General features: G+C 72.2%; 21 protein-coding genes. 16 read left to right on the top strand and 5 right to left on the bottom strand.

Going from position 1 to position 26,191, the window contains the following annotated elements:
• Nucleotides 1-12: 12 nt before the first annotated feature.
• Genes Scani_RS10700 through hypE form a run of 3 tightly spaced genes read left to right on the top strand, consistent with a single transcriptional unit; the run spans nt 13 to nt 2,601 of the window.
• Nucleotides 13-363 (top strand): HypC/HybG/HupF family hydrogenase formation chaperone, encoded by a 351-nt coding sequence (locus Scani_RS10700; RefSeq protein ID WP_159472871.1) that lies wholly within the window; start codon nt 13-15, stop codon nt 361-363.
• The gene (gene hypD / locus Scani_RS10695) at nt 360-1,484 is read left to right on the top strand and encodes a hydrogenase formation protein HypD (protein WP_159472868.1); all 1,125 of its coding nucleotides are present in this window, start codon (nt 360-362) and stop codon (nt 1,482-1,484) included. Before Scani_RS10700 ends, hypD begins: the two co-directional genes overlap by 4 nt.
• Nucleotides 1,477-2,601 (top strand): hydrogenase expression/formation protein HypE, encoded by a 1,125-nt coding sequence (hypE, locus tag Scani_RS10690; RefSeq protein WP_159472865.1) that lies wholly within the window; start codon nt 1,477-1,479, stop codon nt 2,599-2,601. Before hypD ends, hypE begins: the two co-directional genes overlap by 8 nt.
• Nucleotides 2,602-2,671: 70 nt before the next feature.
• Here hypE and Scani_RS10685 read toward each other — a convergent pair whose 3' ends face one another.
• Complete coding sequence (locus tag Scani_RS10685; RefSeq protein ID WP_159472863.1) at nt 2,672-3,934, bottom strand: Dyp-type peroxidase; 1,263 nt, start codon at nt 3,932-3,934, stop codon at nt 2,672-2,674.
• A 289-nt stretch (nt 3,935-4,223) separates the two neighbouring features.
• Here Scani_RS10685 and Scani_RS40775 point away from each other — a divergent pair, with 289 nt between their 5' ends.
• The gene (locus Scani_RS40775; RefSeq protein WP_246295691.1) at nt 4,224-4,712 is read left to right on the top strand and encodes a hypothetical protein; all 489 of its coding nucleotides are present in this window, start codon (nt 4,224-4,226) and stop codon (nt 4,710-4,712) included.
• A gap of 150 nt (nt 4,713-4,862) precedes the next feature.
• Here the strand turns inward: Scani_RS40775 and Scani_RS10675 are convergent, their stop codons facing one another.
• On the bottom strand, nt 4,863-6,278 hold the full coding sequence (locus Scani_RS10675; protein ID WP_159472860.1) for an MFS transporter: 1,416 nt from the start codon (nt 6,276-6,278) through the stop codon (nt 4,863-4,865).
• Nucleotides 6,279-6,398: 120 nt separating this feature from the next.
• Between Scani_RS10675 and Scani_RS10670 the strand changes: the two genes are divergently transcribed.
• The 4 genes from Scani_RS10670 to Scani_RS10655 all read left to right on the top strand — a co-directional run bounded on the left by Scani_RS10670 (nt 6,399) and on the right by Scani_RS10655 (nt 11,095).
• Entirely contained in the window at nt 6,399-7,154 is a 756-nt protein-coding gene (locus Scani_RS10670) for an ArsR/SmtB family transcription factor (protein WP_159472857.1), read from the top strand.
• A 258-nt stretch (nt 7,155-7,412) separates the two neighbouring features.
• On the top strand, nt 7,413-8,969 hold the full coding sequence (locus Scani_RS10665) for an APC family permease (RefSeq protein ID WP_246295690.1): 1,557 nt from the start codon (nt 7,413-7,415) through the stop codon (nt 8,967-8,969).
• 242 nt (nt 8,970-9,211) lie between these two features.
• The gene (locus Scani_RS10660; RefSeq protein WP_159472854.1) at nt 9,212-10,045 is read left to right on the top strand and encodes a PP2C family protein-serine/threonine phosphatase; all 834 of its coding nucleotides are present in this window, start codon (nt 9,212-9,214) and stop codon (nt 10,043-10,045) included.
• 63 nt (nt 10,046-10,108) lie between these two features.
• On the top strand, nt 10,109-11,095 hold the full coding sequence (locus tag Scani_RS10655; RefSeq protein WP_174872693.1) for an MASE1 domain-containing protein: 987 nt from the start codon (nt 10,109-10,111) through the stop codon (nt 11,093-11,095).
• A gap of 39 nt (nt 11,096-11,134) precedes the next feature.
• On the opposite strand, the gene Scani_RS10650 is transcribed toward Scani_RS10655, so the two are convergent.
• Nucleotides 11,135-12,196, bottom strand: coding sequence for an ATP-dependent DNA ligase (locus Scani_RS10650; protein WP_159472848.1), 1,062 nt, complete (start codon nt 12,194-12,196; stop codon nt 11,135-11,137).
• Between the two features lie 117 nt (nt 12,197-12,313).
• On the opposite strand from Scani_RS10650, the gene ligD reads away from it, so the two are divergent.
• From ligD to Scani_RS10635, 3 genes are all read left to right on the top strand, one after another.
• Entirely contained in the window at nt 12,314-13,327 is a 1,014-nt protein-coding gene (ligD, locus tag Scani_RS10645; RefSeq protein ID WP_159472845.1) for a non-homologous end-joining DNA ligase, read from the top strand.
• Between the two features lie 148 nt (nt 13,328-13,475).
• Complete coding sequence (locus Scani_RS10640) at nt 13,476-14,702, top strand: PP2C family protein-serine/threonine phosphatase (protein WP_159472842.1); 1,227 nt, start codon at nt 13,476-13,478, stop codon at nt 14,700-14,702.
• A gap of 153 nt (nt 14,703-14,855) precedes the next feature.
• Complete coding sequence (locus Scani_RS10635) at nt 14,856-15,209, top strand: hypothetical protein (RefSeq protein WP_159472839.1); 354 nt, start codon at nt 14,856-14,858, stop codon at nt 15,207-15,209.
• Between the two features lie 55 nt (nt 15,210-15,264).
• On the opposite strand, the gene Scani_RS10630 is transcribed toward Scani_RS10635, so the two are convergent.
• Nucleotides 15,265-16,809, bottom strand: coding sequence for an AMP-binding protein (locus Scani_RS10630; RefSeq protein WP_159472837.1), 1,545 nt, complete (start codon nt 16,807-16,809; stop codon nt 15,265-15,267).
• A 450-nt stretch (nt 16,810-17,259) separates the two neighbouring features.
• Between Scani_RS10630 and Scani_RS10625 the strand changes: the two genes are divergently transcribed.
• Nucleotides 17,260-19,344: a SpoIIE family protein phosphatase gene (locus tag Scani_RS10625; RefSeq protein ID WP_159472834.1), complete on the top strand. Its 2,085-nt coding sequence runs from the start codon at nt 17,260-17,262 to the stop codon at nt 19,342-19,344.
• A gap of 318 nt (nt 19,345-19,662) precedes the next feature.
• Complete coding sequence (locus Scani_RS10620; protein ID WP_246295689.1) at nt 19,663-21,120, top strand: APC family permease; 1,458 nt, start codon at nt 19,663-19,665, stop codon at nt 21,118-21,120.
• 75 nt (nt 21,121-21,195) lie between these two features.
• Here the strand turns inward: Scani_RS10620 and Scani_RS10615 are convergent, their stop codons facing one another.
• Complete coding sequence (locus tag Scani_RS10615) at nt 21,196-21,534, bottom strand: hypothetical protein (protein ID WP_159472831.1); 339 nt, start codon at nt 21,532-21,534, stop codon at nt 21,196-21,198.
• Between the two features lie 448 nt (nt 21,535-21,982).
• Here Scani_RS10615 and Scani_RS10610 point away from each other — a divergent pair, with 448 nt between their 5' ends.
• The 3 genes from Scani_RS10610 to Scani_RS10600 all read left to right on the top strand — a co-directional run bounded on the left by Scani_RS10610 (nt 21,983) and on the right by Scani_RS10600 (nt 26,113).
• Nucleotides 21,983-24,712: a SpoIIE family protein phosphatase gene (locus tag Scani_RS10610; RefSeq protein WP_159472828.1), complete on the top strand. Its 2,730-nt coding sequence runs from the start codon at nt 21,983-21,985 to the stop codon at nt 24,710-24,712.
• Nucleotides 24,713-24,767: 55 nt separating this feature from the next.
• On the top strand, nt 24,768-25,163 hold the full coding sequence (locus Scani_RS10605; protein WP_159472825.1) for an SHOCT domain-containing protein: 396 nt from the start codon (nt 24,768-24,770) through the stop codon (nt 25,161-25,163).
• A gap of 137 nt (nt 25,164-25,300) precedes the next feature.
• Nucleotides 25,301-26,113, top strand: a complete 813-nt coding sequence (locus Scani_RS10600) for a DeoR/GlpR family DNA-binding transcription regulator (RefSeq protein ID WP_167538066.1) — start codon at nt 25,301-25,303, stop codon at nt 26,111-26,113.
• Nucleotides 26,114-26,191: the final 78 nt, after the last annotated feature.

The raw sequence follows: 26,191 nt of genomic DNA, 5'->3' as shown, positions 1-26,191 counted from the left end.
GAGGAGAGGCCCATGTGCCTGGCGGTACCCGGCAAGGTATTGGACATCGAGGAACGGGACGGCACCCGTATGGCCACCGTCGACTTCGGCGGTGTGGTCAAGGAGGTGTGTCTGGAGTACGTCCCCGACCTCCGGGTCGGCGAGTACGCCATCGTCCACGTCGGCTTCGCGCTGCAGCGGCTGGACGAGGAATCGGCCCGGCAGACCCTGGCTCTGTTCGAGGAACTTGGCCTGCTGCAGGAGGAGTTCGGAGACCCATGGGAGGCGGCCGCGGCGCCCCCGGGATGGGGCGAGGCGGCCGACGGGGCAGCAGCCGCTCCCGCGGTCGCGGCCGTCGACGGAGCGCGGGAGGCGGGCCGGTGAAGTACCTCGACGAATTCCAGAACCCCGAGCTCGCCGGCCGGCTGCTCGACGAGATCCGGTCCACGGTGACCCGTCCGTGGGCCCTCATGGAGGTCTGCGGCGGCCAGACCCACACCATCATCCGCCACGGGATCGACCAACTCCTGCCCGACGAGGTCGAGTTGATCCACGGGCCGGGCTGCCCGGTCTGTGTGACGCCGCTGGAGGTCATCGACAAGGCCCTGGAGATCGCCGCCCGCCCCGACGTGATCTTCTGCTCCTTCGGCGACATGCTCCGAGTCCCCGGCAGCGACCGGGACCTGTTCCAGGTGCGGAGCCGGGGCGGCGACGTACGGGTCGTCTACTCCCCGCTCGACGCGCTGAAGATCGCCCAGCAGAACCCGCACCGCGAGGTGGTGTTCTTCGGCATCGGCTTCGAGACCACCGCACCGCCCAACGCCATGACCGTCCATCAGGCCCGCAAGCTCGGCATCCCCAACTTCAGCATGCTGGTCTCGCACGTCCGGGTCCCGCCCGCGATCGAGGCCATCATGACGGCGCCCGACTGCCGGGTGCAGGCGTTCCTCGCCGCCGGTCACGTCTGCAGCGTGATGGGGATGGGGGAGTACCCCGAACTCGCCGACCGCTTCCGGGTGCCGATCGTGGTCACCGGCTTCGAACCTCTGGACATCCTGGAGGGCATCCGCCGCACCGTCCGCCAGCTGGAGCGCGGCGAGCACACCGTGGACAACGCCTACCCCCGCGCCGTACGCAGCGAGGGCAACCCGGCGGCCCAGGCCATGCTCGCGGACGTCTTCGAGGTCACCGACCGCGCCTGGCGCGGCATCGGCACCATCCCCGCCAGCGGCTGGCGGCTGTCGGAGCGCTACCGCGAACTCGACGCCGAGTACCGCTTCTCCGTCGACGGCATCACCACCAAGGAACCAGCCGCCTGCCGCAGCGGGGAAGTCCTCCAAGGGTTCATCAAGCCGCACGAGTGCGAGGCCTTCGGCACGCTCTGCACCCCGCGCACCCCGCTCGGCGCCACCATGGTCTCCAGCGAGGGCGCCTGCGCCGCCTACTACCTCTACCGCCGACTCGGCACCACGCCCACCCCCCAGGAGGCGAGCCCCGTTGTCTGACACCATCCATCCCACCCCCGGCGGTTCCACCCACGGCGCCCCCACCCCGGCCGACCGTGGCCTGCCCACCGTGGACATCTCCGGCTGGACCTGCCCCGCCCCGCTCCGCGACCAGCCCCGCGTCGTCATGGGGCACGGCGGTGGCGGCGCACTGTCCGCGGAACTCGTCCAGCAGATCTTCGCCCCTGCCTTCGGCGGCGAGATCCTCGCCCAGCTCGGCGACTCCGCGGCGGTGTCCCTCGGCGGCGTCCGGCTCGCCTTCTCCACCGACTCCTACGTCGTCCGGCCGCTCTTCTTCCCCGGCGGCTGCATCGGCGACCTCGCCGTCAACGGCACCGTCAACGACCTCGCCATGAGCGGTGCCAGGGCCGCCTACCTCTCCTGCGGTTTCATCCTGGAGGAGGGCGTGGAGATGCCGGTGGTGGCCGGTGTCGCCGACGCGATGGGCGCGGCCGCGCGGGCCGCCGGGGTCGAGGTGGCCACCGGCGACACCAAGGTCGTCGAGGCGGGCCACGGCGACGGCGTCTACCTCAACACCGCCGGCATCGGGCTGATCCCGGCGGGCGTCGATCTGCGCCCGCAGCGCGTCGTCCCCGGCGATGTGGTGATCGTCAGCGGTGACATCGGCCTGCACGGCGTGGCCATCATGAGCGTCCGCGAGGGCCTGGAATTCGGCGTCGAGATCGAGAGCGACTGCGCCGCCCTCGGCGGTCTCGTCGACGCCATGCTCGCCGTGTCGCCCGATCTGCACGTGCTGCGCGACCCCACCCGCGGCGGTCTGGCCGCCGCGCTGTGCGAGATCGCCACCGCCTCCTGCACCGGCATCGTCATCCAGGAACGCGCGATCCCGGTCCCGCCGGCCGTCGCCAATGCCTGCGCGATCCTCGGCCTGGACCCGATGTACGTCGCCAACGAGGGCAAGCTGGTGGCCTTCGTCCCCCGCGAACACGCCGACGCCGTGCTGGACGCCATGCGCGCGCACCCGCTGGGCGCCGGCGCCGCGATCATCGGCGAGGCCGTCGCCACCCACCCCGGCATGGTGGTGGCCGCCACACCGCTGGGCGGCACCCGGGTGGTCGATCTGCCGCTGGGGGAGCAGTTGCCGCGGATCTGCTGACGGTCTCCCGGCCTACGGCTGAGGGCGGCGCCCGTGGTGGCGCCGCCCTCAGCCGTAGGTCCGGCCCTGTTCAGTCCTTCTTCAGCAGCCGGGACCCGAACCAGTCGTCGGCGTCGCGCACCCCGGGGAGGATGAAGAAGTAGCCCCCGCCGATCGGCGTGATGAACTCGGACAGCGGCTCGTGCCGCAGCCGGCGCTGCACGGTGGCGAACTGCCGCTCGGGGTTCTGCTGGTAGCCGCAGAAGACCAGCCCCAGGTCCATCCGTCCGGCGCGGTCGAAGCCCCGGTCGTAGTTGTAACTCCGGCGCAGGAAACGGGACTTGTCGGTGCGCTCGGTACGCGGGTTGGCCAGCCGGATATGCGAGTTGAGCGGGATCTTCCTGCCGTGCGGGTCGTCGCGGTACCGCGGCGGGTCCGTCTCGTGCTCGCCGTCCAGGGGCGCACCGCTCGCCTTGCGCCGGCCGAAGATCTTCTCCTGCCGGGCCACCGGCACCTTGTCCCACTTCTCGATGTGGAAGCGGATCAGCCGCAGCACCTGATAGCTGCCGCCCAGGGCCCACTCCGGCTCCCCGCAGGGCGGGGTCACCCACATCAACCGGTTCATCTCCCGGGCCGAGTCGATGTCCGGATTGACGATCCCGTCCTTGAAGCCGACGAAGGTGCGCGGCGAACCCGAGGGACGCGACGGGTTCAGGAAGGCGTCCGCGCGCCAACGGGGCCGCAGCAGTCCGTCCGTCTCCCGCGCCAGATCGCGCAGCACATGGACGATGGCGTCCGGGTGCTGGGCGCAGATCTGCAGCGACAGGTCGCCGTGGCAGCGTGAGGGCTCCAGCCGGTCGTCGGGGAACGCCGGCATGGCCTTGAGGTGCCGGGGCTTGTGACCGGAGAGCCCGAACCGGTCGTCGAACAGCGAGGCACCGACGCCCAGGGTGATGCTGAGCGAGTCGGGGGTGGGCCGCTCCGAGGCGACCTGCTCGTCCTGCGGCTTCACCCCGGCCGCCAGCACCCGGCAGCGCGTGGTGAGCCGCTGGAACAGTTCCGTCAGGCCCTCGCGGTTCTCGGCCAGTACGTCGAAGCCGACGAACCCGGCGAAGAGCTGCTGGGGGGTCAGGATGCCGGCCTGATGGCGCCCGTGGAAAGGCACCCTGTCGGGCAGTGGCCGCCCGCCGTCGCGGAGCCCGCTCGCGGACCGGTCCGCCGCAGCGGCGGCTGCCTCCCTGCCGAGTCCCGTCGCGGCCGCCACCCCGGCGAGCCCCGCCGCACACCTGAGAAAGCCCCGGCGCCCCTCGTCCCGCACAGGGGCACGTTCCTCGCCGGCCTGATCACATCTCATCGTCCCGCCCATCCTGACTGCGTCGTCCGGAAGCCGCGTGCCTGCACAAACCTGTGCGCGATGCTCGTCTTCCACGACGCGACGGCCGGGAGCAACACGGTCTCGCCGCCGGATATCACGCCCTGGCCGCGGGACGGTCGTCCGAATGGCGCAGCCGGAGCGCCCCCCGCGCGACAGGGCCCCCGAGCGCTTCTAGCGTCGGCCCTGTGACCTGCCCGGACACGGCACAGCGCAACGCCGGGGCCGCAGGGCACCGACCGCGCACCATCACCGATCCGACGGACCCCACATGAGTACATCCACCGACGCGAGCACGGTCATCGGCGAGGCCAGACCCGCCGGTGACGGCACCACCGCCGAGGCGAGCACGGCCCTCGACGGGTGCACCTCCACCGAAGAGGCCACGGTCGTCGCCGAGGCCGCACCCGTCGGTGCGAAGACATGCGCCGAGAAGACCACGGCCACCGACGAGAGCGGGGCGCTCGATGAGAGCCCGGCGGCCGGCGATGTCCCACCCGCCGGTGAGGGCACGGCCGTCGAGGACACCGCGCCTGCCGAGGCGGGCACGCCGCTCGACGCACCGCCCGCGTCCTGGCTGCGGATCGAGAAGGGCCATGCCGAGCCCGAGGAAATCGCCGCGATCAGCGTCGTGCTGTGCGCCCAACTCGCCGGTCTGCGCGCCCTCGCGGAGGCCGGCCACATCGAGGAGCCGTCCGCCGCCCGGCGGCACCACGCCCGGCACACCGCCTGCTGGTCGGGCTGCTGGAGCTGCGGCTGAGCTCCGTGCAGGAGCACCTGCGGCCGGTGGTTCCCGCCCGGCCGCTGCCGTCCCCCGGGCCGCGCCCGCCCTGCCGGTCCGGCGGTCGGCCAGCGGAAGAGGGCCGGCAGGACCGACACCACGGCGACCACGATCGCGTCGGCCGGTCCGTCACGTCCGCTTCCCCGGCGCCCGGTCGTCCGCCCCTGCGGTGCCCGGGATGCAGCGTGCAGAGAGGACCGCCGCGGCGAGGAACCCCGCGGCGCCGATGCCCACCGCGAGGTGCAGGCCCGCCACGAGATGGGTGGCGACCAGCGTGCCGAAGAGGGCGACGCCGAGGGCACTGCCGATCTGCCGTGCGGCGTTGAACACCGCGGCCGCGGCGCCGCTGCGCTCGCCCGGCGCGGCCTCCATCACGGCCGCGGTGGCGGCCGGCATGGTCAGCGCGGTACCGAACCCGGCGCAGACCATGGGTGCCACCAGTGCCGGATACGGCGTGCCGGGGCCGGCCAGGAGCCAGCCGGACAGTCCGGCCGCGCCCACGGCCAGGCCCGCCACCATGGGGAGCCGCGGTCCGGTGCGGGCCGTGATCCGTCCGGCCAGCGCGGAGCCGACGGCCACCACCCCGACCGCGGGCAGCAGCGCGCAGCCGGTCCGCAGGGCGCTGTAGTGGTGCACCCGCTGGAAGTAGAGCGGGGCGAGGAACAGCAGCCCGTAGAAGCCGGTGTTGAGCAGCAGACCGATGACCGCGGAGGCCGAGAAGGCGCGGGCGCGGAAGAGCGGGAGCGGCAGCATCGGCGCGGGCGAGCGCCGCTCCAGCAGCAGGAACGCGACGAGCCCGGCGAGGCAGCCCGCGAAGGCGCCGAGGACGGCCGGATGCGTCCAGCCCAGCGCCCCGGCCTCGATGCACCCGGTGACCAGACCGGCCAGACCCACCGCCGCCGCGGCCTGCGCCGGGAGGTCCAGGCCGGGGCGGGTGCGGTCGGCGGGGGAGTCCGGGACGTGACGGATGGTGAGGACCAGGGCGGCGAGGCCGGCGGGGAGGTTGAGGAAGAACACCGACCGCCAGCCGAGCCCGGCGACCAGGACGCCGCCCAGGACGGGACCGGCCCCGGCGGCGAGGCCCGCGACCGTGCCCCAGACGCCGAAGGCGCGGGCCCGCGCCGCCTGGCCGGGGTACGCCGTCCGCAGCAGCGCCAGTGAGGCCGGCACCATCAGCGCGGCTCCCAGCCCCTGCACCAGCCGGGCCAGGACCAGCACCGTGGCGGTGGGGGCCAGCGCGCATCCGGCGGAGGCGAGGGTGAAGACCAGCAGGCCGCCCAGGAACACCGTCCGGGCGCCCAGCCGGTCGCCGAGTCCGCCGCAGAAGAGCAGCAGCCCCGCGAACACCAGGGTGTAGCCGTCCACCACCCATTGGAGTCCGGTCACCCCGGTGTGCAGCGCGGCGCCGACCGCAGGGAGGGCCACCGTGACGACCGTGACGTCCAGGATGACCATGAAGTACCCCAGGCACACGGCCACGAGCGGCAGCGATGACAGGCGGTCCGCGGTCCGTGGGGCTGTGGTGGGTGCGAAGAGCGTGGGCATACGGCCAGTGTTCTGCCGGAACCGTACGGCGGATGCCGAAGCGTTCTCGCCATACCGGGCGGCCGGAGCGCGAGGACGTTTCGCCCTCTGTCGAAGCGTGAGCGGCGTACCGTCGTGCTCATGGATGCCCGGACCGAGACCGACGTGGCCCATGTCGCGGCGGCGATCGGTGACCCCTCCCGTGCCAAGGTGCTGCTGGCCCTCGCCGGGGGCGGCGCGCTGCCCGCCAGTGCCCTCGCCGCGGAGGCCGGGGTGGGCAACTCCACCATCAGCGGCCATCTGGCCAAGCTCCTGGAGGCGCGGCTGCTGACCGTCGAGCTCGACGGCCGCCACCGCTACTACCGGCTCGCCACCACGGACGTCGCCCGCGCCCTCGAACAGCTCGCCCTGATCGCCCGTCCCCTGCCGGTGCGGTCCCTGAACGCCGACACCCGCGCCAAGGCCCTGTGGCGCGCCCGCCTCTGCTACGACCACCTGGCGGGGCGGCTCGGCGTCGCCGTGATGAGCGCCCTCCAGGAGCGGGACATCCTCGCCGCCGAGCGGACGGTACGGGGCGAGGGCGCCGAGGACCAGGAAGCGGGCGCCGCCGCCGCGGACGTCGTCTACGTCCTCACTCCGCACGGCCGCCGGGAGCTGACCGCCTTCGGCGTCGACACGGACCGCCTGCCCCGCCGCCGGGCGTCCGTCCGCTACTGCGTCGACTGGGCCGAGCAGCGCCACCACCTGGCCGGTGCCCTCGGCGCCGCGCTCACCGCCCGGCTGTTCGCCCTGGAGTGGCTCCGCCACGGCACGTACCGCCGCGTCGTCCACCTCACCGATGCCGGGCGGGACGGCCTGGCGGCGACGTTCGGCGTCCGGGTCGACCGGGACGGGTGAAGCGGGCCCGTCACGGGTCGTCCGTCACGGACCGGGACGGCACCCTCCGGTCACCCACCACTGCGCTGCGTGGTCGATCCCTGCGCTGTGTGCAGGAAGTGTCCGCTGGTGGAGCGGAAGATTCCTCTTCGGCGCTCGTCGAGTAGGGTCCGGCGAGCCGAACAGTGAATCAAGGAGGACGTTTTCGTGACGGAGCGTCAGGTATCAGGCGGGGGCGACGGGGCCGGCGCGCCGGAAGTGTTGGCACAGGAGCGCCGATTGCGTCGTGACCTGGGGTTCTGGGGTCTGACGGGCATTGGTTTCTCCAATATCGTCGGTTCCGGCTGGCTGTTCGCCGCCCTGTACGCGGCACAGACGGCCGGCCCCGCGGCGCTGCTGTCCTGGGTCGGTGCCGGACTGCTGTGCGGCCTGGTCGCCCTGGTCATGATCGAACTGGGTGCGACCCGGCCGGAGGGCGGCGGCACGGTCCGCTGGCCGCTGTTCGCCAGCGGCCGGCTCGTCGGCACCCTCATCGGCTGGTCGACCCTGCTGTCGGTGGGCGGGACCGCCGCCGAGATCAGCGCGATCATGCAGTACGCCGCGCACTACCTGCCGGGCATCTACAACGGCCACACCCTCACCGTCTCGGGACTGGCCCTGGCCACCGGCCTCAGCGTGGTGCTGACGGCGCTGAACTGGTTCGCGGTGCGGCTGTTCGCCCGGCTCAACAACCTGATCTCGGTGTTCAAGATCCTCGTCCCGGTGATCACCGTGATCGCGCTGATCGCCTCCGGCTGGCACTCCGGCCGCCTGACGGACCACGGGGGCTTCGCGCCGTACGGCTATGTCGCCTGCCTGACCGCGCTGGCCGGCGGCGGCATCGTCTACTCCGTCAACGGATTCCAGGCGCCGCTGGACTTCTCGGGCGAGACCCGCAACCCCCGCCGGACCATCCCGGCCGCGGTCCTCACCGGCATCGGCCTCGCCGTCATCATGTACCTGGCGCTGCAGCTGGCGTTCCTCTTCACCGTCCCCGAGAATCTCCTCGGCCACGGCTGGCAGGGCGTCTCGTTCGACTCGCCGTTCGGCCAGCTCGCACTGATCCTCAACCTGCACTGGCTCGCCAGCCTGCTCTACGCGGACGCGGTGATCTCGCCCGGCGGTTCGGCGTACGTCGGTGTGGCGATCGACGCGCGGCACACCTACGCGCTCGCCAAGAACGGCACCATTCCCCGGTACTTCATGAAGGTCAACGAGCGGTTCGGCATCCCGCGCCGGGCGCTGGCGATCAACCTCCTCGTCATCGTGGTCTTCCTGCTGCCGTTCGGCGGCTGGCAGGACATCGTGAGCGTGATGGGCGACATGTACCTGCTGATCTATGCCGCCTCCGCGGTCGCGGTCGCGGTGTTCCGCGCCGAGCCGGGCGGCGGCACCGCAGGCTGGGTCCCCGGGCTGCGCTGGATCGCGCCGCTCAGCTTCGTGGTGTCCAGCGAGTTCGTCTACTGGTCGGGGTGGCAGGATCTGCGCCTCGCCCTGCCGCTCGTCCTCGGCGGCCTGCTGATCTTCCTGGCCATGCGCCGCCCCGGCGTCCGCGTCGAGAACGACGGGGCAGGCCCCAGCCGCCCGCTCGGCGCCGAACTCCGCACCGGCGCCTGGCTGGTGGTCTACCTCGTCGCCCTGACCGTGGTCTCCGGGCTGGGCACGTTCGAGGGCTCCGGACTGCTGCCCGCACCGTACGACTCGATCACCGTGGCCGTCCTGGCGCTGGCGGTCTTCTTCTGGGCGGTACGGTCCGGCGTCCGGCACCTCGCGGTGTCCCGCCCCGCGGGCGCCTGAGCCCGGCCGCGGGCGCGGCGGAAGCGGCCGCCACGCGGTGCGGCCGACGACCCGGCGGTCCCGGAGCGGCCGCGTGGCAGCCCTGCCACGCGGCCGTCAAGCGGAAGTCCCCCCGCGGAAATAAGATGAACCGGGAGAGGCGGGCTCCACAAGAGCCCCATGAGGCCAGGTCAGGCGGCCACCGCGGACTGCCGTACGGAGCGCGCTCCCTGGCCCGTCACCGATGTACCTGGGAGCGGCCCATGCTGCGGCGTCGTCCCCCGCGGTCGGCGAGCGCCGACGATCTGCTGACCACTCTCGGACGGCTGACTGCTCAGGCCCGGGAGGGCGCCGAGAAGCAGCGGGCGCGCGTGGAGCTGGCCGAGGCGCTGCAGCGCGAGATGCTGCCCGCCGTGCTGCCGGGGGTGCCGGGGCTGCGTGCCGCCGCCACCTACGCACCCGCCCGGCACGGACTGGACATCGGGGGCGACTGGTACGACGGCTTCCGCCTGTCCGACGGGTCGCTCGCCTTCTGCATCGGTGATGTGCAGGGCCACGACGTCGAGGCGGCCGCCTTCATGGGACAGATCCGCTTCGGACTGCGTGCCGTCGCCGGCCATGCCGCGGACCCGGGGGAGGTGCTGAGCCGGGCCAACGACCTCCTCCTCTCGGTCGACTGCGGGCTCTTCGCGACCTGCACTTTCGTCCGCTTCGATCCGGTGTCCTGGCAGCTGACCAGCGCCCGGGCCGGCCATGTACCGGGGATCTGGGCCACTACCGACGGCCGCTCCGGCCTCGCCGACGACCCCGGGGGCCTGCCGCTGGGCATCATGCCGGGCGAGAGGTACCCGGTCTCCCGCCACCGGTTCGCCACCGCAGGGGCGTTCGTGCTGCTCACCGACGGCGTGGTCGAGGGACCGTCCTTCCCGATAGAGGCGGGGCTGACCCAGGTGACCCGCCTGGTCAGCGCCAACGCCGACGGTGATCCGGCCACGGTGGCCGACGTGGCGATCAGCGTGGCCGAGTTCACCGGGCACACCGACGACTCGGCGGTGCTCGTACTGCGCTTCGACGCGGCCCCGCCCGAAGCCGGGTGAAGCGCGGCCCGGGCGTGCGTGTCGCGGCCGGTGCCCGGCCCTCGGCGTTGTCTGATGGCTGACGTGGTGCGCACCGAGGAACTCCGCCGTCTTGCACCAACAGCCCTGATGATCCTCGGCCTCGCCGGCGTCTACTACGCGTCCGCCCGGATCGGCCTGCTGGAGCAGGTGGTCATCTCGGGCGCCGTGGTCACGCCGTTGTGGCCGCCGACGGGGATCTCCCTGAGCTGTCTGCTCCTCCTGGGCCTGCGGACCTGGCCGGGCATCGCCCTCGGCACCCTCGCCGTCGTCGCCACGATCAACCCGCTCGACCCGTCGGTCCTCGGGATCATGGCGGGCAACACCCTGGCCCCGGTGTGCGCCTTCTGGATGCTCCGCCGGGTGGGGTTCCGCACCGAACTCGACCGGCTGCGCGACGGGGTGGCGCTGGTCGCCCTCGGTGCCTTCGCCGGGATGCTGGTCAGCGCGACGCTGGGCACCGGGATGCTCTTCCTCAAAGGCGCCCTGCCGGGCGGCGGCTTCTGGCGGACCTGGGTGGCCTGGTGGGTGGGCGATGCGATGGGCATCCTCGTCATCACCCCGCTCGTCCTCGTCTGCCGGACGATCCGGTGGCCCCGGGGCGTCCCCGGCTACCGGTGGGCGGAGGCGACGGCCCTGGTGGTCGTCACGGTCGCGGTCACGTTCCTCGCGACCCGGAGCGAGCTGTCGCTGCTCTTCCTGGTCTTCCCGGTGATCGTCTGGGCGGCGCTGCGTTTCCAGCTGGCGGGCGCCACACCCTGCGTTCTGCTGGTGTCCGTCCTGGTCATCAGGGCGGCGACGGCCCGGACCGGACCGTTCGAGGGACAGAGCCTGCTGGAGGCGATGGTCAACCTGCAGGCCCTGAACGCCTCCGCGGCGCTCACCGCGCTGCTGCTGTCGGCGATCGTCACCGAGCAGAACACCATCCGCCGCAAGGTCGAGCAGGCCTGCCGGGAACTGGCCGACGTGGTGGACCGGCTGGCCCCGGGGGAGAGCCGGCGCCGGTGGCCGCCGGACGGCGACCAGACCTGAACCGACGCCGGGTGCCCGTCGGCGAACCGCGCGGCCCGGTCAGCCCGGCAGCAGCTGCCCCAGGTCGTAGCCCACCGGCTCCTCCAGCTGGGAGTAGGTGCAGCTCTCCGGCGTACGGTCGAGGCGCCAGTGGCGGAACTGGGCGGTATGACGGAATCTGCTGCCCTCCATGTGGTCGTACGCGACCTCGCACACCCGCTCCGGGCGCAGCGGCATCCACGACAGGTCCTTGCCGCCGCTCCAGCGGCTGGGCCCGCCGGGCATCCGCCGGGAGGCATGCGCCGACTCGTCGGTCCACGCGCCCCACGGATGGCCCGAGACGTCGTCCATCAGCAGCGGCGCCAGCTCCTCGACCAGCGCGCGCCGCCGGGCCATGGGGAACGAGGCGCACACCCCGACGTGCTGCAGCTCCCCTTCGTCGTCGTACAGGCCGAGCAGCAGGGAGCCGACCACCGGCCCGCTCTTGTGCAGCCGGTAGCCGGCGACCACACAGTCGGCGGTGCGGGCATGCTTGACCTTGTACATGACCCGGTCGCCGGGCCGGTACGGCAGATCGAGCGGCTTGGCGACCACCCCGTCCAGACCCGCCCCCTCGAACTGGGTGAACCAGCGGCGCGCCAGCTCCTGATCCCTCGTCGCGGGCGCGGTGTACACCGGCGCCCCGGCCGGGCGCAGCGCCTCGACCAGGGCTTCCCGGCGTGCCGACTGCGGCTCGTGCACCAGCGCATCGGAGCCGAGCGCCAGCAGGTCGAAGGCGACCAGCGAGGCGGGCGTCCGCTCGGCGAGGGTGCGGACCCGGGAGTCCGCCGGGTGAATGCGCTCCAGCAGCTCCTCGAAGTGCAGCCGGCCGTCATGGGCGATGACGATCTCGCCGTCGACCACGCAGCGCGGCGGCAGCTCGGCCCGTGCCGCGGTGACCACTTCGGGGAAGTAGCGGGTGAGCGATTTCGTCGTACGGCTGGCGATCTCGACGTCCTCGCCGTCCCGGAAGACGATGACGCGGAAGCCGTCCCACTTGGCCTCGTACAGCATGCCGGCGGGGATGTCGGCCACCGGCTTCGCGAGCATGGGGGAGACCGGGGGCATGACGGGCAGGTCCATGGTCCCGATCCTGAGGGCCGGGACCGCTTTCCGCGCGCCGGGACGGCCGCTTCGCGGGAGGCCGGCCGCCGCCGCTCCCGGCGCGCGGCGGCGGCGCCCGGAATCTAGCGTGGAGTCATGGCCGGAGCCGGAGCTGTCGAACTGGACGTCGCGGGGCGCACCGTACGCCTGTCGCACCCCGACAAGACGTATTACCCGGAGCGCGGATTCACCAAGCTGGACGTCGCGCAGTACTACCTCGCCGTCGCCGACGGGGTGCTGCGGGGGCTGCGCGACCGGCCCACCACCATGCAGCGCTTCCCCGACGGCGTCGAGGGCGAGTTCTTCTACCAGAAGCGGGCCCCGAAGGGGCTGCCGGACTGGCTGCCCACCGCCCGTATCGCCTTCCCCAGCGGACGCTTCGCCGACGAGATGTGCCCCACCGAGCCCGCCGCGGTGCTCTGGGCGGCCAATCTGGGGTGCCTGACGTTCCATCCGTGGCCCGTCCGGCGCGCCGACACCGAGCACCCCGACGAACTGCGGATCGACCTCGACCCGCAGCCCGGCACCGACTTCGCGGACGCCGTCCGGGTGGCCCACCTCCTGCGCGAACTGCTGACGGAGCACGGGCTGCGCGGCTGGCCCAAGACGTCCGGCGGCCGCGGGGTGCACGTCTACGTACCGATCCGGCCCCGCTGGACCTTCACCGAGGTCAGACGGGCCGCGATCACCCTGGCCCGGGCGCTGGAGCGCCGGATGCCGGACCTGGTGACCTCGGCATGGTGGAAGGAGGAGCGCGGCACGAAGGTCTTCGTCGACTACAACCAGATGGCCCGGGACCGGACCATCGCCTCCGCCTACTCGCTGCGCGCGCGGCCCCGGGCGACCGTCTCCACCCCGCTGCGCTGGGACGAGCTCTCCGACGCCGCGCCCGAGGACTTCGATCTGCGGACGGTCCCCCCGCGGTTCGCCGAACTCGGCGATGTGCACGCGGACATGGCCGACCACGCCTTCGGCCTGGAATCCGTTCTGGAGCTCGCGGACCGTCAGGCGGCGGACGAGGGGCTGGGCGACATGCCCTATCCCCCCGACCATCCGAAGATGCCGGGGGAGCCGTCCCGGGTCCAGCCGAGCCGGGCCCGCAAGGAGTGAGCGGCGCACCACCCGCACGCCGTCCGGACTCTCCCGCCGCGAGCGGCCGGGCGGGGATCCCGGCGGCTGCCGCGAGGCCGGCCGCGGCGTTCGTCCGCGCCCTCCGGCGTCCCGGGACCCGGGGCCCCTCGCCGGATGCGGGCGCCCCGTGAGCGCGTTCCCGATCGACTATGCGGCGGTCTTCCAGGCGCTGCCGGGCGCAGTGCTGCTGCTCACCCCACAGCTCGTGATCGCCGACGTCAACGAGGCCCTGCTGCGGCGGGCCGGGCGCGACCGCTCCCAGCTGATCGGCCGCCCGCTCTTCGAGGTCTTCCCCGACAACCCCGACGACCCCGACGCCTCCGGGATGCGCAACCTCCGGGCCTCCCTGGAACGCGTGGTGGCCACCGGCGCGAGCGACACCATGGCGCTGCAGCGCTACGACGTCGAGGCGCGGGGCCGGCCGGGAGTGTTCGAGGAGCGCTACTGGAGTCCGGTCAATGCGCCCGTGCTCGATGCCGAGGGGCGGGTGCGGCTGATCGTGCACCGGGTCGAGGAGGTCACCGACATCGTCCGGGCCGGTCTCGGCGCGCACGAGGGCGACCGGGAGCGGCTGGAGGCCGAGCTCTACACCCGTGCCCAGGACCTCCAGGAGGTCAACGACCGGCTGCGGCGGTCCCACGCCCAGGAGCGGGAGGTGGTGCTGGCCCTCCAGGAGGCGATGCTGCCGGCGCCCGGGCCCGTGGGGCACCACCGGGCCGCGGTGCGCTACCGGCCCGCGGTCGGTGCGCTCAACGTCTGCGGCGACTGGTACGACCTGGCCGATCTGCCCGGGGACCGGATGGCGGTCGCGGTCGGCGACGTCGTCGGCCACGGCCTGGCCGCCGCCTGTGTCATGGGCCAGCTCCGCAGCGCGCTGAGCGCTGCCATCCGGGTCGTCGGCGGCCCCGCCCGGGCACTGGAGGTGCTGGGCATCTACGCCCGCTCGGTGGACGGCGCGGAATCCACCACCGCGGTGCAGGCCGTCATCGACTGGACCACGCACACCATCGCCTACAGCAGCGCCGGCCATCCACCGCCGGCCCTGCTGCACCCGGACGGCACCGTGGAACTGCTGGACGGGGCGACCGACCCGCCGCTGGGGGCGCGGCCGGAGCATGTCGACCGCCCGGAGGCGCACGCCGCGTTCACCGACGATGCGGTGCTGGTGCTGTACACGGACGGGCTGATCGAGCGCCGCCACGAGGACATCGATGTCGGTCTGGCGCGGCTGGCCGAGGCGCTGACGCGGCACCAGGGCGCCGGCGCGGAGACGCTCGCCGACGCGCTGCTCGCGGAGCTGCTGCCTCCGGGTGGTGCCACCGACGATGCGGCCCTCGTCATCATCCGACTCTGATCAGGTCGCTCACCAGGTCGCTTTGCCGATTCATTGCCGCGAGTGGAGCAATTCTTGGGGCCGTTGGAGTGGCTCTTCGTCGTGCCTGCAGGGTTTGCGGTGCGACGCGGTACTCATCGAATGTCAGATTTCCTGCCAAACAGGAGAAACGCAATGCGCAAGTTCATAGGCCGCTCCGTGGCCGCCGCGGCCCTCGCCGCCGCTACCGTCGTCCCGCTCGCCGGCATGGCTTCGGCCGCCCCGCAGGCGCCGACCACATCGTCCAAGGGTGACCACCACGGTCGTCACCACCACGGTCGTCACCACCACAGGCACCACTGCCACCACCACGGCGGCTTCGACCGTTTCGGCTTCGGCGGCCTCGGTGGCCTCGGCGGCTTCGGCGGCCTGGGTGGCTTCGGCGGCTACGGCAACTACGGCGGCTTCGGTGGCTACGGCAACTGCGGCTACGGCAACTACGGCTACGGTTTCGGGGGCTTCCCCTTCGGCCTGCTGGGCATCCTCTGACCGGCAGTTGTACTGACAGGCCGCCGCAGCCCCGGGCTGCGGCGGCTCGTCGCTGTCAGCCCAGGGACCCGGCCTCCTGCTCGGCCCGCCGGCGCAGCTCCTTCTTGTCGGGCTTTCCGGCATCGGTCAGCGGCAGTGCCTCGACGAAGGTGACGTGGGCCGGTTCGTACATCGCCCCGCGCTCCGCGCAGACCATCTCGCGCAGCTGCCGTGCGTCGACGTCGCTGCCGGGCGCCCGCACCACCGCGGCGTGCACCCGCTCCATGCGGTCGGCGTCCCGGACACCGAACACGGCACTCTGCAGTACCTGCGGGTGCGAGTTCAGCAGGTCCTCCAGTTCCGTGGTGTACACATGGCCGCCGACCACGACGATCATGTCCTTGATCCGGTCGACGATCGTCAAGTAGCCCGCGTCGTCGAGGAATCCGATGTCGCCCGTGTGCAGCCAGCCGTCCCGCAGGACCTCGGCGGTCAGCTCGGGCTGCTTCCAGTACCCCTTCATGATCATGTCGGAGCGGACGCAGATCTCGCCGTGCTCGCCGGCCGGCAGATCGCGCCCCGATTCGTCGCGGACCGCCACCTCGACATCGGGCAGCACCTTCCCCGCCGAACGCAGTCGCTCGGGGCGCTCCGGGTCGTGGTCCTCCTGGGTGAGCACGCTGATGCCGCCGGCCTCGTTCTGTCCGTAGCCCTGCATCAGCACCGGCCCGAACGCCCGGACCGCGTCGGCTATCCGGGCCGGGGACGCCTGGCAGCCGCCGTAGGTCAGCATCTGCAGGCTGGAGGTGTCGGTGTGCGCGGCGTCCGGATGGTCCATCAGCTGGTAGAGCAGCGGCGGGAGCAGGAACATGTCGGTGATCCGCTCGCGTTCGATGGCGGCGAGCGCGGTGCTCGGGTCGAAGTCGTCGAGCAGGACGACCGTGCCGCCCGCCTGCAGCGTGCTGTCGGCCATCAGGCCCGCGGCGTGCGCCAGGGTGGTGCACACCAGCTGCCGGCGCTCGGTCTCCGGCTGCTGGAGCACCCCGTGGAACCAGCGTGCCTGCTCGAAGGTGGTGCAGATGCCCTTCGGGTGGCCGGTGGTGCCGCCGGTGTGGCGGATGGTGCAGACGTCGTCGGGCCGGGCCCGGCTCGCGAACGGCTCGTCGGATTCACCGGCCGCCAGCTCCAGCAGGTCCGTGCCCACCTTGGCGGGGCCGAGGACGAGGACGTCCGGCACGGGCGCCAACTCGGTGACCGCGGCGGCGCGTTCCGCATAGCGCGGGTCGACGATCAGGGCGTGGGTCTCGACATCGCGGACGATGGCGGCCTGGGACTCGGCGGACAGCTTGTTGTAGAGGTAGTTGACCCGGGCGCCGAGCAGGTTGGCCGCGTAACGGGCGGCGATGATCTCCGGAAGGTTGCCGCTCAGCAGCGTGACGGTGGTTCCGCGGTCGACGCCCCGGGCGCACAGGGCCCGTGCCATGCGGTGGACCAGTGCGCGGAACTCACCTGCGGTGACGCGGCGGCCCTGGTGGACCAGCGCTTCGCGCGCCGGGTCGGCGCTAAGTACATCGAGGTTCTCCTCTGCATAGGTGCGGAATGTCCGGGCGGCGGTGGGCATGATGTGAGGCTTCCTCCTGACGTCGGCGGCGCGGTCGGCCGCGACGGGTGTGGTGTACATGAATTTAGTTAGTTGCTAGAGGCAACTAACAATCTCAGGGTAGTCGCTGGAGATCGACATCTCCAAGTCGGCCGGAGGCGCGAGAGGGTCCTCGTCGGCCGCCCGGGGGAGCGGGCCCCGTCCTGCCGGGCCATCGCCCCGCACCCGGTCCTGAAAGCGCGTCCGAAATCTTCGCCCCGAATATCGTCAACGCGGTCGCCGGCCTGGGAAGGGCGACGGATAATGCTCGCTCGCGCACGGGGCGCCGAGGCCCTGCGGAACTCGCTCTCCCTGCGGGTCCGTCCCGTGTCGAGAGATGATGGAGAGCAACGGAAGCACAGTGAGAATCGGCCGGTGTACGGAGAGCGCCACGGCTGTCGGTCTGCGGTGACCGGCGGAAGGAGTGCCTGGATGGGTGCGACCGACGCGTTCCCCGAGGGTGCCGCCCAGGTCGGGGCGACACCGGGGCAGCCGGGCGGCCTGATGGATGTGCTGGGCGTGGCCGCCGTGATGCTGGACGCGGACGGACGGATCACCCTGTGGAGCCCGCAGGCCGAGCAGCTCTTCGGCTGGAGTGCGGAGGAGGCGCTCGGCCGGCCCGCGGCGCAGCTGCTGGTCTCGCCGGAGCACTTCGATCTGGTGCTGAGCCTCTTCTCCGAGGTCATGGCGGGCGGCGAGAGCTGGGCAGGAGTGTTCCCGGTCCAGCACAAGGACGGCAGCACCCGGCTCGTGGAATTCCGCAACATGCGGCTGCTGGACGAGCGCGGCGAGTCCTACGCCCTGGGAATAGCCACCGACCAGGCCGTGCTGCGGCGGGTCGAGCGGGACCTGGCCCTGTCCGTACGCCTCGTCGCCCAGTCCCCGATCGGCCTGGCGGTCCTGGACACCGCGCTGCGCTTCGTGATGGTCAATCCGGCGCTGGAACGCATCAACGAGCTCTCCGCCGACCAGCACATCGGCCACGACGTCCAGGAAGCCCTGTCCTTCCTCGACACCGACACCATCGTGTCCAGCATGCGCCAGGTCCTGGACACCGGCACCCCGCTGCTCGACCAGTTCACCGTCGGCCGGACCGCCTCCGACCCGCACGCCGACCGGGCCTGGTCGGTGTCGTACTACCGGCTGGAGGACGCCCACGGGCGGGTGCTGGGGCTGGCCACGTCGGTCGTGGACGTCACCGAACAGCACCGCGCCGCCACCGAGGCCGCTCGCGCCCGCAGGCGGCTGGCAGTCATCGCCGACGCCTCCGCAACCGTCGGCACCACCCTCGACGTCGACCAGACCGCCCACGAACTGGCCGACGTCATCGTCCCCGAACTCGCGGACCTGGCCGCGGTCGACGTCCTCGACGCCGTCCTCGACGGCCGGCGCCCGACCTCGCTCTCCCGCGGTGGACCGGCCCGCTTCCGGGCGCTCGCGGTGGCCGCGGCCTACTCCACCGAGGCCGTCCGCGCCGCCGACCCCACCGGCCAGATCGCCTCCTACGAAGCCGACCGGCTGATCACCCGCTGTGTGACCGAGGCCCGTCCGGTGCGCATCGCCCACGTCGGCCCGGACGACCTGCAGCACATCGCCGCCGACCCGCAGGGCGCCGCCCTCCTGGAAAAGGCCGGGGCGCACTCCTACCTCGCCGTCCCGCTGATCGCCCGCGGTGAGGTCCTCGGCGCGCTGTCGCTGTACCGCGTGCGCAACCCGGAGCCGTTCGACGAGGACGATGCGGTGCTCGCGGTCGAGCTGGCCGCCCGGGCCGCGGTCTGCATCGACAACGCCCGTTCATACCAGAGCGAACGCCGCACCGCGCTCACCCTCCAGCGCCATCTGATGAACCACCGGCCGCCGCAGCCCACGGCCATGGCGATCGCCTACCGCTACCAGCCCGCCCAGGCGGCCAGCGAGGTCGGCGGCGACTGGTTCGACGCCATTCCGGTGAGCGGCGACAAGACCGCGCTGGTGGTCGGCGACGTCATGGGCAGCGGCATCAACGCCGCCGCCACCATGGGCCAGTTGCGCACCACCACCCGCGCGCTGGCCGACCTCGACCTGGACCCGGCCGAGGTGCTCCGCCACCTCGACCACATCGCCGGCGGGCTCGATCCGGCCTTCGCCACCTGCCTGTACGCCGTGTACGACCCGCACCGCGCGCTGTGCCGGATCGCCGTCGCCGGGCATCTGCCCCCCATCGTGGTGCGCCCGGACCGGCCGCCCGAGCTGCTCGATCTGCCCACCGGCGCGCCGCTCGGCGTCGGCGGCGTCCCCTTCGAGCAGACCACGGTGCCGCTCCGCGACGGCGATCTGCTGGTGCTCTATACGGATGGGCTGATCGAAACCCGGGACCAGGCCATAGACACCCGGCTGGACAGCCTCCTGGAGCTGCTGGCGGAGCCCGAGGCGGATCTGGAGGGCCTCTGCGACCGCCTCCTGCGTGCGCTCCGCGACGAGCACGACCACGACGATGTCGCCCTGCTCATCGCCCGGGTGCGCGCGCACGACGTCTGAACGTCCGGGCCGCGGGTTTCGGCCGGACCGCAACGGATTCGGCGGTGCTCCGGCGTGATCTCGCACTGCCCTCCCCGCCGCGAAATCCGCTCTTCCTTTGCGGATGCGTCGTGGATAAGCGTTCCCTCGGCGGGGGAAGGCTACGGATTTCGTTGCCCACGGGCCTTAACAAGACCTTGACGGGAGTCGTCGGCAGGGGTTTTATTCGGTCACCAAAGCGGGACCTGAGGATGTCCGGGTTCGGAGCGCTTTGCGGCGTTCTTCCTCCAAGTCGCCGCCCCTTCCTGCCGCCAGCACCGATGGGATACGGATACCGATATGCCCTACACGCCTGTTGCCTCCGCAGCTCCAGAGCGGGACACCCGCAGTGCGAAGGCGGAGGATGCCTCCGGCGCCCCCAAACTCACCCGGTCGATCGGCGTGGTCGGTGGCACGCTGCTGACGCTGTCCTGTCTGACCCCGGCGTCCTCGCTCTTCGTGATCGTGCCGGACTCGTTCGCCGGCCTGGGCACGGGCACCGCGCTGACCATCGCCGTCGCGGCGCTGCTGTGTATCGGGGTGGCCTTCACCTACTCCGAACTGGGCACGCTGATCCCGAGTTCGGGTGGCGAGTACGCCATGGTCGGCACGCTCATGGGCCGCCTCGCCGGATGGCTGGTTTTCGTGCTTTCGCTGATCGTCGTCATGATCGTGCCACCCATCATCGCGCTGGGAACCGCCGACTATCTGGCCCCGATCGTGCACCTGGATCCGCAGTGGACCGCCGCCGGCGTGATGCTGCTGGCCACCGCCATGGGCCTGCTCGACCTGCGGGCCAACGCCTGGATCACCGGCATCTTCCTGGTGCTGGAGGTCGTCGCCTGTGCGGTCGTCGCCTACCTCGGCTTCACCCACACCCACCGGTCCGCGTCCGTGCTCGTGCACCCCGTGATCGACGCCGGACACGGCCACAGCACCGCCGTCACCGCGGGCCTGATCGTGACCGGACTGGCCACCGCGCTCTTCATCCTGCAGGGCTTCTCCACCGCGGTGTACCTGGCGGAGGAGATGGACAACCCCCGCCGCAACGTCTCCCGCACCGTGCTGTGGACCCTCGGCATCGGCGTGGCAGTCGTCCTGATCCCGGTCGTCGCCATCACCCTGGGCGCCCCCGACCTGAAGACGCTCGGCGCCGGTGACGTCGCCGGCATGGTGCAGGACTGGAGCAACTCGGGCGTCGGCACGTTCGTCAGCCTCTGCATCGCCCTGGCGATCATCAACGCGGCGATCGTGATGGTGATCCAGAACTCGCGCGTGGTGTTCTCCTCGGCGCGTGACGCGGCCTGGCCGACGGCCGTCAACCGCGTCTTCTCGCACGTCGGCCGGCGCTTCGGCTCCCCCTGGGCGGCCACCCTCGCGGTGGGCGTCCCCGGGGCTGCCCTGTGCTTCGTCAACCTCGACACCCTGAGCGAGGTCACCGGCGTGGCCGTCGCCGCGATGTACGTCTTCGTCGCCCTGGGCGCCCTGGTCTCGCGCCGTGGTGAGCACAAGCACCGGGCGGCCTGGCGGATGCCGCTGTGGCCCGCGGTCCCGGCGCTGCTGATCGTGGTGCTGGCGTGGGTGCTCTACCAGCAGAGCGTGACGAGTCTGGTCATCACCGGCGCCATCGTGGCCGTCGCCGCGCTGTACTGGGCGTGCTATCTCCGGCCGCGCCAGGAGACGCACTGGGTGATCTCGGTCCCCGAGGACGAGCAGGCTTCCGTCGAGGCGCCGTCCGCGGCCTCGTTGCCCGCGTAGGGCCGTTGCTCACGTAGGGCCCGCGAAGGCCCCAGATCCGCCCGCCCGGGCCTGTACCGGGCGGGCCTTCTGCTTTTACTGGCCCGTGAGCCGGGAGAGCGCGAGCGCGTCCAGCAGGAGGCAGACGTGGTCGACGGCGTCCCGCGCGGCGGGGCCCTCGGCCACCGTCGCGTCGTCGAGCAGGCCGGCGGTTCCCCGCAGCAGCTTCAGCAGCCGCTCGGTCACGTCGGCGGCCGTTTCCGCGTGCGCCAGGGTGGACCGGATCTGCTCGCCCGTGAGCGGCTGACCGGTTTCGAGGAAGCGGTACAGCGCCACGGCGGTTCGCCGGTCGGCGTCGTTCGGCTTCCACAGTCCGAGCGCGTGGTGGTCGATGAGCGCGGCCGCCTCGGCTCGGATCTCCTCGGGAACATGCATGCCCACGAACGTCTCATACCGTCGCGGCGGGCCAAATGACGGCAGAGGGGCTCCAAGGCCGCCGCAGGGGCGACCCCGTTTACCCGACAAAGCTGGGCTGACCAGGCATGTTGCCTCGAATCAGGGCTCACCCGACCAGCAGACGTCCGTCGGACAAGCGGAGGGGCCTGTGGGAAGAGTTACATGGACCCTCCGGGCCGTGGGCGATTTGTTCCCTGTGACGTGGCGCGATGCGGGCGCCGCGTATGTCCCCTTCGTCAAAGAGGTTCGCATATGCGTAGCGGGGAAACCTACCCGGGGGTCTTCCCGCCCTCTGGCGTCGGGCTCCGGATCACGGGACCATCCTCGGACAGCCCGTGAGGCCGCCGGCGCAGCGCGGGCCCTGACCGCTGCTGCGCTCCGCATTGCGCAGCTCGCCCACCGTATGCGGGAGGTGTAGAAAGAGGACATGGCCGGACGCTACGGCCGCCCGCGTTCGGTTCTCAGGATGCGAACTGTCGCAGGTCAGGTCTTTCTCCTGCAGGTGGCGATCGTGGTGTTGCTCGTCGCCGCCGCCATCGCGGCGCTCGTGCTGCAGTCGAGGACCGACGGCGACCGCGAAGCCCGCAACAGGTCCGTCGCCGTGGCGGAAGCCTTCGCGAATGCGCCGGGCATCGACGAGGCCCTCAAGAGCGCCGACCCGACGCTGGTGCTGCAGCCGCGGACGGAGGCCGCCCGCAAGCGCTCCGAGGTCGACTTCATCGTCGTGATGAACACCCAGGGCATCCGCTACACCCACCCCATCCCCAACCGGATCGGCAAGAAGTTCGTCGGCACCCTGAAGCCGGCGCTGGCCGGCCATGTGGTCACCGAGCGGATCACCGGCACCATCGGGCCCCTCGTCCAGGCCGTGGTCCCGGTCTTCGGCCACAGCGGCAAGGACAAGGGGAAGGTGATCGGGCTGGTCTCGGCCGGTATCACCGTCAACCGGGTGAGCGGTGTCGTCGACGACCAGTTCCCGCTGCTGTTCGGCGCCGCCGCAGGCGTCCTCCTGCTGACCACCGGCGGCACGGCGCTGGTCAGCCGCCGCCTGCGGCGCCAGACCCACGGCCTGGGTCCCGCCGAGATGACCCGGATGTACGAGCATCACGACGCGGTGCTGCACGCCGTACGCGAGGGCGTGATCATCGTGGGCGGCGACGGCTGTCTGCTGCTCGCCAACGACGAGGCGCGCCGGCTGCTCGACCTGCCGCCGGACGTCGAGGGCCGCCAGGTCACCGCTCTCGGGCTGGACCCCGCCACCGCCCACCTGCTGGTCTCCGGCCGGGCCGTCACCGACGAGGTCCATCCGGTCGGCGAACGGCTGCTGGCCATCAACCAGCGCTCCACGGACCAGGCCGGCGGGCCGCCCGGCAGCGTCACCACGCTGCGCGACACCACCGAGCTGCGGGCGCTCACCGGCCGGGCCGATGTGGCCCGCGGGCGTCTGAAGCTGCTCTACGACGCCGGTACCGAGATCGGCACCACCCTCGATGTCGTCCGCACCTGCGAGGAGCTCGCGGAGTTCGGGGCGACCCGCTTCGCCGATATCGTCACCGTCGACGTGGCGGAGGACGTGCTGATCGGCGAGGAGCCGACGGCCCCCACGGGCGGCGCCATCGAGATGCGGCGGACGGCCACCAGCGGCGCTCCGTCGGACAGCGGCCTCTACCCCGTCGGCAAGCTCATCCGCTTTGAGCCGGCCACCGCCCTCGGCGCCGGTCTCGCCAGCGGCAAGGCCGCCCTGGAAGCGGATCTGGCGGCGTTCTCCGGCTGGCATCTGCAGAGTCCCGGCCGGGCCAGGAAGATCGTCGCGCATGGCATCCATTCGAGGATCGCGGTGCCGCTGCGCGCCCGCGGCGTGATCCTGGGCGTGGCGATCTTCTGGCGCTCCGACAAACCGGAGCCGTTCGAGGAGGAGGAGCTCTCGCTCGCCGAGGAGCTGGTCGCCCGTGCCGCGGTGAGCATCGACAACGCCCGCCGCTACACCCGCGAGCACACCATGGCGGTCACCCTGCAGCGCAGCCTGCTGCCGCGCGGCCTGCCGGAGCAGAACGCCGTGCAGGCCGCCTACCGCTATCTGCCGGCCCAGGCCGGGCTGGGTGGGCTCGGCGGCGTGGGCGGCGACTGGTTCGACATCATCCCGCTGCCCGGCGCCCGGGTGGCGCTCGTCGTCGGCGACGTCGTGGGGCACGGACTGCACGCCGCAGCCACCATGGGCCGGCTGCGCACCGCCGTCCACAACTTCGCCAACCTGGACCTGCCGCCCGACGAGATCCTCTGGCACCTCGACGAACTCGTCACCCGCATCGACCAGGACGAGGGGGCCGAGGAGGCCGAGGGCTCGGTCACCGGCGCCACCTGCCTCTACGCGATCTACGACCCGGCGTCCGGGAACTGCACCATGGCGCGCGCCGGGCACGTCCAGCCCCTGCTCCTGCTGCCGGACGGCACCGTGGAGACCGCCGATGTGCCCGGCGGTCCGCCCCTCGGTCTGGGCGGCCTGCCCTTCGAGACCTGGCAGCGGCAGCTGCCCGAGGAGACCCGTCTGGTGCTGTTCACCGACGGGCTCGTCGAGGACCGGGACCGGGACCTCGACGAGGGGATGGCGCTGCTGAGCCGTACGCTGTCCGACCAGCCGGGCCGGACGCCGGACGAGACCTGCGAGGCCGCGCTCGGCGCCCTGCTGCCGGAGCGCCCCAGCGATGACATCGCGCTCCTCGTGGCCCGGACCCGGGTGCTGGACACCGCGCACGTCGCCGACTGGGACGTGCCGCCCGACCCCTCGGCCGTGGCCCAGATACGGGCCGCGGCGGTCCGCAAGCTGATCGAATGGGGCCTGGCGGAGGAGGCCTTCACCGCCGAGCTGATCCTCAGCGAACTGGTCACCAACTCCATCCGGTACGCCGCGGGGCCCATCCGCGTCCGGCTGATCCGGGACACCTCCCTGATCTGTGAGGTCTCCGACCGCAGCAGCACCTCGCCGCATCTGCGGCAGGCCGCCACCACGGACGAGGGCGGCCGCGGCCTCTTCCTCGTCGCCCAGTTGGCCGAACGCTGGGGGACCCGCTACACCACCAGCGGCAAGGTGATCTGGACGGAGCAGGCACTTCTCGGCATCGATCTGGTCGCGGAGGAGACCGACCGCGGGGATGCTTGAGCCGAGGGGTGGATGAGCTGGCGGCCCGAGTGTGTGCCGCCCTGAGGAGGCCGTGATGGATTACCCACTGCTCAACGCCTTCTGGACCATGTGCCTGATCTTCCTGTGGGTCCTGTGGCTGATCCTGCTGTTCCGGATCATCGGCGACATCTTCCGCAGCCAAGACCTCAACAACTGGGCCAAGACCGGGTGGCTGGTCCTGGTGATCGTGCTGCCCTTCCTGGGCGTCTTCATCTATGTGATCGCGCGGGGCCACGGGATGAGTGAACGCGAGGTCGCCCAGGCCGAACGACAGCAGAAGCAACTGCGGGCCTACCTCCGGGAAACCGCCGCGAGCGGTGACCAGGGGGGCGGCCATGCGGATGCCCTGGCGAAGCTCGCCGACCTCAAGAAACACGGTGACATCACGGACGAGGAGTTCCAGAAGGCCAAGGCGAAGATCCTCGCCTGACCGCGGACCCCGTGATGTGGAGGCCATCCGCCGCTGCCGCCGTGACTGCTAACCTCGAATTGCGCGAAACGCGCAACTTGCCGGGCGCCCGTCGCAGGGCGCCCGGCACGCGACGGCAGGCAGAGGCGGGCAGTGAAGTGACCAGTGGGGAGCGCTCGGCCACCCGGTGCCGGCGCGAGCGGATGGTGGAGCTGCTCGGCGCCGGCGACATCAGCGTGCACGATCTCGCCGCCGAGTTCGACGTCTCGCTGTCCACCGTCCGCCGCGACCTCGCCACCCTGGCCGCGCTAGGCCGGATCACCCGCACCTACGGCGGCGCGGTCGACCACCGGGCGGTGGAGCGCTCCTGGCACGACAAGGAACACGAACAGCGGGGCGAGAAGGACGCCATCGCCCGCACCGCCGCCGCGCTGGTCCGCAGCGGCGATGTCGTCCTCCTCGACGCGGGCACCACCGTCGCGCGGCTGGCGCACGAGCTGCGCGACCGCGCGGACCTCACCGTCGTCACCAACGGTCTCTCCACGCTCGTCGAGCTGGCGGACGCGGAGGTGGAGGTGGTGGTGCTCGGCGGACGGCTGCGGCGGCCCAACGAGTCGCTGCTGGGCACCCGGACCGAACAGGCGCTGCGCCGGCTCACCCCGGACATCGCCTTCCTCGGCGTCGACGGTCTCGACCCCCGGCGCGGCATCAACTGCCCCGACCCCGAACAGGCCGCGCTGAAGGAGACGATGGCCGAGTGCGCCCGGGCCGCCTGGGTGCTGGCCGACCACTCCAAGCTCGGCGGGGGAGGGGGCTTCCCCTACTGGGCGGCGATGCCGGCGGGCACGGGTCTGATCTCCGGCGGCGAGGAGCGCGACCTGGCCGCGTACACGGACGGGGGGTGGTCGGTGTGTGCTGCGGTGGACGGCGGCCCGGCGGCCGTCGACGGCGCCCGACCGCACACCTCTTGACAGCCCGTTCGGCGAGTCGCCACTCTGAATTGCGTGAACCACGCAATCAATAATGCGTGGTCCGGTCACTTCGGAGCC

It is taken from the genome of Streptomyces caniferus (genome assembly GCF_009811555.1).
Lineage (GTDB): Bacteria > Actinomycetota > Actinomycetes > Streptomycetales > Streptomycetaceae > Streptomyces > Streptomyces caniferus.
This window is presented reverse-complemented; position numbering and strand designations above follow the sequence as displayed.

Excerpts from the sequence above, each read along its gene's own strand:
- Scani_RS40775 (WP_246295691.1), top strand. The coding sequence starts at position 4,224 with ATGAGTACATCCACCGACGCGAGCACGGTCATCGGCGAGGCCAGACCC.
- ligD (WP_159472845.1), top strand. The coding sequence starts at position 12,314 with ATGGCCGGAGCCGGAGCTGTCGAACTGGACGTCGCGGGGCGCACCGTA.
- Scani_RS10625 (WP_159472834.1), top strand. The coding sequence starts at position 17,260 with ATGGGTGCGACCGACGCGTTCCCCGAGGGTGCCGCCCAGGTCGGGGCG.
- Scani_RS10630 (WP_159472837.1), bottom strand. The coding sequence starts at position 16,809 with ATGCCCACCGCCGCCCGGACATTCCGCACCTATGCAGAGGAGAACCTC.
- Scani_RS10610 (WP_159472828.1), top strand. The coding sequence starts at position 21,983 with ATGGCCGGACGCTACGGCCGCCCGCGTTCGGTTCTCAGGATGCGAACT.
- Scani_RS10660 (WP_159472854.1), top strand. The coding sequence starts at position 9,212 with ATGCTGCGGCGTCGTCCCCCGCGGTCGGCGAGCGCCGACGATCTGCTG.
- Scani_RS10670 (WP_159472857.1), top strand. The coding sequence starts at position 6,399 with ATGGATGCCCGGACCGAGACCGACGTGGCCCATGTCGCGGCGGCGATC.
- Scani_RS10675 (WP_159472860.1), bottom strand. The coding sequence starts at position 6,278 with ATGCCCACGCTCTTCGCACCCACCACAGCCCCACGGACCGCGGACCGC.
- Scani_RS10635 (WP_159472839.1), top strand. The coding sequence starts at position 14,856 with ATGCGCAAGTTCATAGGCCGCTCCGTGGCCGCCGCGGCCCTCGCCGCC.
- Scani_RS10620 (WP_246295689.1), top strand. The coding sequence starts at position 19,663 with ATGCCCTACACGCCTGTTGCCTCCGCAGCTCCAGAGCGGGACACCCGC.
- Scani_RS10605 (WP_159472825.1), top strand. The coding sequence starts at position 24,768 with ATGGATTACCCACTGCTCAACGCCTTCTGGACCATGTGCCTGATCTTC.
- Scani_RS10685 (WP_159472863.1), bottom strand. The coding sequence starts at position 3,934 with ATGAGATGTGATCAGGCCGGCGAGGAACGTGCCCCTGTGCGGGACGAG.
- Scani_RS10700 (WP_159472871.1), top strand. The coding sequence starts at position 13 with ATGTGCCTGGCGGTACCCGGCAAGGTATTGGACATCGAGGAACGGGAC.
- Scani_RS10615 (WP_159472831.1), bottom strand. The coding sequence starts at position 21,534 with ATGCATGTTCCCGAGGAGATCCGAGCCGAGGCGGCCGCGCTCATCGAC.
- Scani_RS10650 (WP_159472848.1), bottom strand. The coding sequence starts at position 12,196 with ATGGACCTGCCCGTCATGCCCCCGGTCTCCCCCATGCTCGCGAAGCCG.